The following is a 7,735-nucleotide window of genomic DNA, read 5'->3' as shown; positions in this document are numbered from 1 at the left end:
CGCACGAATGACTCTATCCGTAAGCTTCGCTCCAACAGCTCGACAAACCGCAATTTGCAAATTTCTCCTCATTTTATCATAAAGTCCTTTAGAATCCCATGAGATATGTGGTATAATTCACATAGAATTTATTAGATTCAAAAGGAAGGAGACTTCATTATGTCTTTTAAAGAAATACCGGTAGAAGAATGCGGGTTGAACCCCTTTACGGACCTGGGTAAGTATTGCATCGTCACTGCGGGAAATAAGGAAAAGTGCAACCCCATGCTCGTGACCTGGGGCGGCTTTGGTATCATGTGGAGAAAGCCGGTGGCTTCCATCTACATCCGTCAGAGCCGGTTTATGAAGACCATTCTGGACAGCCAGGATTATTTCACACTGTCCTTCCCGCCGGTGGAATACAAACCGAAGGAAACCTACATGGGATCCCATTCCGGTCGGGACGGCGATAAGTTCGAAGGCAGCGGCCTCCATCCCTATGCCATCGGCGATGAAGCGGTGGGCCTGGAAGAAGCGGACCTCATTCTCGTATGCAGGAAGATTTATACCCATGAAATGAAGCCTGAATTCTATACGGACAAGGAAACCTACGAACGGTGGAATTCCGGGAAACAGGCCAATAACAACCACAGCATCTATATGGGCGAAATTGTGAAGGTACTGAAGAAGGAATAAGTACATAGGAAAAGCCGGGAATCATGATTATGATTCCTGGCTCTTTTTACTATGCTAAAGGGTAGAGTCACGAGCCTTGGGCCTTGAGTAGGACAGCCGCTTCGCGGCAAATGCACCCAGCAACCAGCCACTAGCTACTAGCCACCCATCACACTTAATCTCCGCTTATCCTCTCCGCAGCTCCATGTCTCCTGATTTCAAAGTACCCTCTTTCCGCCGTTTCTCGAATTCTGCGGTGGCAGTGAAGAGGACATCGCTGCTGCTGTTCAGGGCGGTTTCGCAGGCGTCTTCCAGGACGGAAATGATGAAACCTACGCCCACCACCTGCATGGCGATGTCGTTATTGATGCCGAAGGAGGCGCAGGCCACGGGGATGAGGAGCAGGGAACCGCCGGCTACGCCGGAGGATCCGCAGGCACCGATGGTGGCTACGAGACAGAGCAGCAGGGCCGTTGGGATATCCACATGGATGCCAAGGGTATAGGCGGCGGCCAGGGACAGGACGGAAATGGTGACGGAAGCGCCGGCTGTATTGACGGCGGCTCCCAGGGGAATGGAAATGGTGTACATGTCCGGATCCAGTCCCAGCCGGCAGCAGAGGGAGAGGTTCACCGGGATGTTAGCGGCGCTGCTTCTGGTAAAGAAGGCATAGATGCCGCTTTCCTTCAGCGTAGTCAGCACCAGGGGATAGGGATTCCTGTGGATCCTGGTGAATACGAGGAGGGGATTGATGACAAGGGCTACGGTGGCATAGGCACTGATGAGGACCGCCAGCAGTTTCATATATCCAAGAAGGGCGGAAAGGCCTTCGCTGCCTACGGAATTGGCCACAAGGCCCATGATGCCCAGGGGCGCCAGGTGGATGACCCAGCCCACGATCTTTGTGACCGCCTTGGCCGTATCGTCGAGGAACTGTTTCGTCTGGACACCGCCCATAGATTTCAGGGCGACACCGAAAATGATGGCCCACACCAGGATGCTGATGTAGTTTGCCTTCAGGATGGCGGATACCGGGTTATCGATGGTGCTCATGACCAGGTTATAGAGTACTTCGCCGATGCCGCTGGGAGCGGCTGCATTAGAAGCGGCAGACGCCGTGTCCAGGGCCAGGGATGTGGGGAAGAGGAAAGAAAAGGTAACCCCCACGATGGAAGCGAAGAAGGTACTTGTCATGTACAGAGTGATGACAGGCTTCATATTGCCCCCCTGGCTGGGCTTTTTCTGGGCGATGGCGTTGATGACGAGGAAGAACACCAGCACCGGCGCCACGCTCTTCAATGCCTTCACAAAGAGGTCGCCGAATACCCGGATCAGGGGTACCGACTCCGGCAGGCCGATGGCCAGGATAATGCCCAGTACCAGGCCCATGGCGATCTGGTGGATGAGTTTGATATGGGAAAGCAGGTTTCGCAGTTTAGATATCAAAGGGTCCTCCTTATATAATATGTAATATAGAAAAAAGTCATTACGAATTCACATTATACGCTTATGAGAAAGAGAACGCAAGGAGAAGGGGAGAAAAGGCGGTATTGGGTATCTCGCTCCCATGCTTACGGTCATAGTCACGAGCCTTGAGCTGGTCAACCGCTTTCGCGGCGGGATTGCATGTTTATGATTGGAGCCATCTGGCACAGGGTTGCCAGCTGTTAGCGTCCAGAAAGGCCGATTTATCTGCAACTCTTTTTATCTGGTATTTCCTTCAGTCATTTGTGCAAAAGTCCATAGAGCTTTTGGGGCAGTTAGTCTCAAGCGTATTTGTGCAAAAGGCTCCAGACACAGTTTGGCGTAGATTTACGAAACATAGCAAATGATAATTGACTCTATTCGTTAAGTACGTGCCCCCTTGGAGAAGGGGGCAGCCCAAAGGGCAGGGGATGGATCCGCCTTGTAGAGGCGGAATCTGCGAAGCAGAGAGCCAGAGGGCATGCTTAGCCCACATTCAGCTTTTAACCGTTACGGCAATCCATCCTGCATGCTTGGGGCAGAACACTAGTTAATGGGAGTGATGCAGATATCGAGTTTTACTGACCGCTAAAAGCCAGCAGCTCCGTCGGATATGCAATCCCGCCGCATAGCGGCTGTCCTGCTAAAGTCTCGTGATTCATCGTAAGTGCACTAATTTACCTGTACCTGTGGGTAACTGTTTTCTTGACACTATGCCTGAAATCTTATATGATGTAGATAATTCACTAGAGGATTCTTATATCCTTTGAAAAAGACCATCAGAGTTTGGTAGCTCTGATGGCCTTTTTTCATTTGCCTGATTACTTTACTTATTCAACTTCTGGAATACAATCTCGCTTATAGCGGTAATGAGGGTTTTTTTAATGAGATCCTCATAACGTTTGCGGAAATCATTCAGGCAGAGATCGTTACCATTTCCCTCGAATCCGTCAGGATGGTCCTCCATGACTCCGTCATCTTCCCATCCGCACTCCGGGCAGATATCGAAACTGCCCTCATCCGGAAAGGTATGCTTTCTGCATACCGGACAAAGATGAGGGTGTGGTGTGTAGTTCGCCTCCAGATAATTATAATTTGGATTTTTAGCAATCTTTTTCCGGTACTGTTTTTTGTACTCCTTCAGAGACATGCCATTTTGGATATCCACCAGGTCAGGGTCTTTGACCTGTTCCAGGTCGTATTTCCAACCACACTGTGTACACTGTTGGGCAAGGCCGTATTTGATGTCATCCTCTGTAAGTTCAGAAAAATAAAAGGCATGGCATACGGGGCATTTCATTGGTTTAAACAGTTTTTCTCTTTTCATGATTTTTTCCACCCTTCTTTGGAATTTGATTTCTATAGTAGGCTATTCCATACCTGGGCTTGAAATAGGTGATAACGATCCCGTTCTTGAGTATAATTGCCAGGGTACCATTTTTTTATTGAATTTATAGGTTGTACCATTTTGAGCTACGAAGCTGATACAGTGTTTTTTGTCAATGGTATTGGCAAATTTAACTGCTTTGGCGGCGTAAGCTTCTTTCGTATTACATTTCATCTGCTCACCATGCCGTTTAAAATGGTCATTGAGTGTTCGATTATTGAAATCCTTCGCCCAAGCGTAGTTAATATGGCCACTTACTTTGCGATGATTACCGTTGCTGGTAGTTGGATAGCGGTTGCTGGCTCCTTTAGAAGACATTTCTGCTACCCCGCTTTCTGCGCTGACAAATCCAAGGTTCATAGAAGTAAAAGGGAACCTGCTTCTTAAATACTTCAAACATAGGATTTCGAAGAGAACCATAAACAATAATGCCACGAGGAGACAGATAAGGGATGATTTCTTCAAGGAAACAGTACCAATCATATTGTTGCCATTTTTCTTTGATAAATCCATGTGTTCCAATAGCTATATAGGAGTGCTTAGGAATGGCTGATAAAAATTCCGGCGTAAGATCATCGACTCCGCATCTTACGTTAGGAATAACAGGTATACCCTGACTTCCCAAAAAATAGGTAAGTGAGAGGTTATCATTCATTTGTGCTTTCTGCTTTACTATTGGCATATCGGAGTGGACACTGAAATCTAAACCGATGATACCTGCAGTATTCTTAAAGAAACGGACATAACGGGCTGGGTTTCTGCGCACACGTTCAAATGTCTGATCAGGGGCATAAAAAGAAATGAATGTATCTTGAAGATTGTGATGGCAGGTTATTGCTTTATTAAAAGGAACAACTCTCTTAGGAATTTCCTTTGAAATAAAATGAATCGGAATAATGGGGTATTCTTCTTCTTTTGTAAATTCTGCTCCATCTACCAAAAATGCTTGGAATGAATCGGGAGCAGGGCGTAAAGCCCGCGGTAAAGACACGGAAGATATCATAAAAACTCACTCTTTCCTTCTGGAAAGGATATAAAAAGGTTTTTAAATTCACTAGAGGACTCTTATATCCTTTGAACCAGCATTATATAATTAGAAAATCAATTTATGGGGGAAGAAAGATATTAAAAGGAATCTGTTTGGTAGATCAGATTCCTCCGAATGCAATCATCAATCATAAGCATCGCCTCCTTTCATGTGGGTTTTGGCTATGATTGATGGGAAGATGACGTAATTGAGTCCTTGCGGCTGCCAAAGAAATATTTGCATCCTTGCTTACTTCTTCAGGAGACATATCTCTGATGAGATAGGACGGAGCCAAAAGCTCGCCGGTAAATACATCTGCCTGCCATTCGGGATCTTCATAAATCTTTGGCTTTTCTTCTATACCATTTTCCACCCTGCATAATGAAATATTAAGCTTGCTATGCATAAGCAAATGCCCAATTTCGTGAGCAATGGTCATACGATCTCTTCCATTGCCGATACAGGCACCTGAATAGACATCCTCGCGAATCTGAATCAAATCCAGATCGGGTCTCGTTTCTCCATGTTTATTACCCATTTCTTCTTTTGATAGAATTTCATAATTGAAATTTGGAATGAGGGTAGGAAGCACAATTTCCAAAAACTTCAAGATGGGAAAATATAATTTGTTCTTGTAGCCGATGCATTTGCGGATGTGATCAGCATAAAGCTGAATTTGGATTCTGGAAGTTGGATTTGCTTTAATCATTTTTCTTATCTTCTTTCTTAAGAAATTTATTTAAAATGGAAAGCTGCTCCTCTGTTAAATCCGGAAATTCGCGGGCAAAAGAAATGGCAGTTTCTTTTTGTGGCAGTGATAGGGAATCTAGTGAAAGCGTAATAGATTCCTCGGTCTCCGCGATGGCGGTAGTAAATTTTTTCTTCTCTTCAGGGGTCAAATGATAAAGAATACAGATTTTGCTGTTCCAAGAAGAGGGCATTTTCTTTTTTCCATTTTCGACAGCAGATAAAAAGGAAGGAGAGACATCGAGTTTATCAGCCATATCCTTAAGAATTTCACCTGCGTCTATGCGCAGCTTTCGCAGAAACTTACCTAATGGGGTGATCATAATAATTCCTCCTATTGAAAAGGTCAACTTACCTCTAAGCTCGTTATACACCATATGGAAATAATATCAACCAAATGGTTAATTATGTACACGGCGCCGACGTTATGGTGAATTGACATTGCTAAGAAGAGGGAAACACATTAAAACAATAAGCTTTTATGCTATACATTTTGTAGTATTACTATGCGGATAAGTATCGCATTTCCAAGTAGAATGACTATTTATCGTGATCCTATTATCGGTGGATGCGAAGCAGACTGCTGATTCTTGGTAGCGCTACAAGCCGGCCCGTTTTCCTAAGAGCTAGCCGCTAGCAGCTGGAAGCTCCCACACGACTTCTTGTTACTTAGCCACATGGCGCCCGCCGCGTAGCGGCTATTCAGCTCAAGGCCCAAGGCTCACTGCTCAAGGCTCGTGACTCTATCCGTAACCATGCTGCCTCACCAATTGCCATTCACCGCAAAATTGAAATTCAAATTTGAATTTGATATAATACTATCAGATTAAGAATATAGTGCTTCCCTGACTGAGTGGTTTTCAGGAGGTGGATGGTATGGATAGAAAAAGGAAGGCAGCGGTTCTGGCGATGGTTCTGGCAGCGGCTGCCTTTTGTGATGTTCCATTTACGGCGCAGGCGGCGGAGGAGAAGGCGGCAGCTTCTTCCTGGACTGCCCTGGCCGGGCAGTATGAGAATCCCTATTACCAGGAAAAGGAAGGGGCAGCTCTTTCTCCGAAGGTGCTTTCGGAGTGGTGGAAGGTTTTCCACGATGACACGCTGGATGAACTCATCGAGACCGCCCTTGCCAATAATAAGGATCTGGCGGCGGCCCGGGCCCGTCTCGGCGAAGCGAGAGCGGCCCTGGGGGTCAGCAAGGCGGCCCGGCTTCCCTGGATGAATGCAGGCGCCGGCTGGGTGCGGGTGAAGGCACCGGATGACGTGGTGGACGGCGTGACGCCGGATCTTTTGAAAAACATGCCCGGCGCCGGCATCGATACGGGGCAGAATATGACCTACGCCGGCGTGGACGCGTCCTGGGAGCTTGACGTGTTCGGCAAAAACCGGGCGAAGGTGAAGTCCTCCGAAAATACGCTGGAAGCCCAGCATGCCATGCTCTACGGTACCTGGGTATCCATTTCCGCCGAGGTGGCCATGAATTACATCACCCTCCGTACCCTGCAGGAGGAGCTGGCGGTGACGGAAGCCTACATCGCAAACCAGAAGGAAAACCTGGAACTCCTGAAGGTGAACGAAGATGCGGGACTCCTTTCTTCCCTCCCCTCGGACCAGGCGTCCTATACATTGAATGAATCGGAAGCGAAGATTCCGGAATTGAAGAAGGGGATTTCCGATACGCTGAACCGGATTTCCATTCTGACCGGCACGGTGCCGGGGGCTCTCAATGAAAAGCTTCTGTCTCCGGCGCCGCTGCCTGATGTGGACCCGGAAATGTACAATGCCATTCCGGCGGAAACCCTGCGGCAGCGGCCGGACATCCATGCGGCAGAAATGGCCTGGGCGGCGCAGGTAGAAAAGACGAAGGAAGCAAAGGCGGAGCTGAAGCCGAAGTTTTCCATTCTCGGGGTCCTGGGGCTGGCAGCCCTGGGAGGAGGCCTCTTCTCCGCCGGAAGCCACGCCCTGGGCATCATGCCCCAGGTGACGTACCCCCTGTTCAATGGCGGCGCTTTGAGGAGCCAGGTGAAGATTTCATCGGAAAAGGAAAAAGAGCGGCAGGCGGACTATGAAAATACGGTGCTCAAGGCGGCGGGCGAAGTCCGCAGCGCCATGGCGGCGGTGAGCCAGGACAAGGTGAGAAAGGATTCCCTGGAAAGGGGCAGGGCCCATGCGAAGGAGGCCCTGGACCTTTCGAAGAACCAGTTCAGCTACGGCCTTTCGGACTACATGAACGTACTGGATGCAGAGAGGCATTACCTCTCCCTGGACCAGAACTACACCCTGGCCAAGGGACAGGAGCTGACGGATATGGTAGCCCTCTTCAAGGCCCTCGGCGGCGGCTGGAAGCCACTGGCTGACGGGCAGGAGTGAGAGCGAAAGCATTTGAGCCGTAGGTTCTGTAGACCTAGGGAAGCACTGATTAAATCGTTGTCAGATTTCATTCTTGGATTTTTATGCAA

8 protein-coding genes are annotated in these 7,735 nt (G+C 48.2%); 2 read left to right on the top strand and 6 right to left on the bottom strand.

What is annotated here, in order from left to right:
* The first annotated feature begins 159 nt into the window (after positions 1 to 159).
* A complete protein-coding gene (locus QZR21_RS06765; protein ID WP_296098622.1) occupies positions 160 to 675 on the top strand; it encodes a hypothetical protein in 516 nt (171 codons plus the stop codon).
* A 165-nt stretch (positions 676 to 840) separates the two neighbouring features.
* On the opposite strand, the gene sstT is transcribed toward QZR21_RS06765, so the two are convergent.
* From sstT to QZR21_RS06735, 6 genes are all read right to left on the bottom strand, one after another.
* On the bottom strand, positions 841 to 2,100 hold the full coding sequence (gene sstT, locus QZR21_RS06760; protein ID WP_296098621.1) for a serine/threonine transporter SstT: 1,260 nt from the start codon (positions 2,098 to 2,100) through the stop codon (positions 841 to 843).
* An 844-nt stretch (positions 2,101 to 2,944) separates the two neighbouring features.
* Positions 2,945 to 3,445 carry a CPCC family cysteine-rich protein gene (locus tag QZR21_RS06755; RefSeq protein WP_296974528.1) on the bottom strand — a complete coding sequence of 167 codons (501 nt, stop codon included), beginning with the start codon at positions 3,443 to 3,445 and terminating at the stop codon, positions 2,945 to 2,947.
* A 42-nt stretch (positions 3,446 to 3,487) separates the two neighbouring features.
* Positions 3,488 to 3,823, bottom strand: a complete 336-nt coding sequence (locus QZR21_RS06750; RefSeq protein ID WP_296098617.1) for a hypothetical protein — start codon at positions 3,821 to 3,823, stop codon at positions 3,488 to 3,490.
* Positions 3,813 to 4,508, bottom strand: coding sequence for a DUF4417 domain-containing protein (locus tag QZR21_RS06745; protein ID WP_296098614.1), 696 nt, complete (start codon positions 4,506 to 4,508; stop codon positions 3,813 to 3,815). The genes QZR21_RS06750 and QZR21_RS06745 overlap by 11 nt, the downstream gene beginning before the upstream one ends.
* Positions 4,509 to 4,680: 172 nt before the next feature.
* Positions 4,681 to 5,241 carry an ImmA/IrrE family metallo-endopeptidase gene (locus tag QZR21_RS06740; RefSeq protein WP_296098612.1) on the bottom strand — a complete coding sequence of 187 codons (561 nt, stop codon included), beginning with the start codon at positions 5,239 to 5,241 and terminating at the stop codon, positions 4,681 to 4,683.
* Complete coding sequence (locus QZR21_RS06735; protein WP_296098610.1) at positions 5,234 to 5,602, bottom strand: helix-turn-helix transcriptional regulator; 369 nt, start codon at positions 5,600 to 5,602, stop codon at positions 5,234 to 5,236. The genes QZR21_RS06740 and QZR21_RS06735 overlap by 8 nt, the downstream gene beginning before the upstream one ends.
* Before the next feature lie 553 nt (positions 5,603 to 6,155).
* Here QZR21_RS06735 and QZR21_RS06730 point away from each other — a divergent pair.
* Entirely contained in the window at positions 6,156 to 7,646 is a 1,491-nt protein-coding gene (locus tag QZR21_RS06730; protein ID WP_296098606.1) for a TolC family protein, read from the top strand.
* Positions 7,647 to 7,735: the final 89 nt, after the last annotated feature.

It is taken from the genome of uncultured Dialister sp. (genome assembly GCF_900541605.1).
GTDB lineage: Bacteria > Bacillota > Negativicutes > Veillonellales > Dialisteraceae > Dialister.
This window is presented reverse-complemented; position numbering and strand designations above follow the sequence as displayed.

Coding starts and splice junctions, on each gene's coding strand:
- QZR21_RS06750 (WP_296098617.1), bottom strand. CDS start 3,823: ATGTCTTCTAAAGGAGCCAGCAACCGCTATCCAACTACCAGCAACGGT.
- QZR21_RS06765 (WP_296098622.1), top strand. CDS start 160: ATGTCTTTTAAAGAAATACCGGTAGAAGAATGCGGGTTGAACCCCTTT.
- QZR21_RS06730 (WP_296098606.1), top strand. CDS start 6,156: ATGGATAGAAAAAGGAAGGCAGCGGTTCTGGCGATGGTTCTGGCAGCG.
- QZR21_RS06735 (WP_296098610.1), bottom strand. CDS start 5,602: ATGATCACCCCATTAGGTAAGTTTCTGCGAAAGCTGCGCATAGACGCA.
- QZR21_RS06740 (WP_296098612.1), bottom strand. CDS start 5,241: ATGATTAAAGCAAATCCAACTTCCAGAATCCAAATTCAGCTTTATGCT.
- QZR21_RS06755 (WP_296974528.1), bottom strand. CDS start 3,445: ATGAAAAGAGAAAAACTGTTTAAACCAATGAAATGCCCCGTATGCCAT.
- QZR21_RS06745 (WP_296098614.1), bottom strand. CDS start 4,508: ATGATATCTTCCGTGTCTTTACCGCGGGCTTTACGCCCTGCTCCCGAT.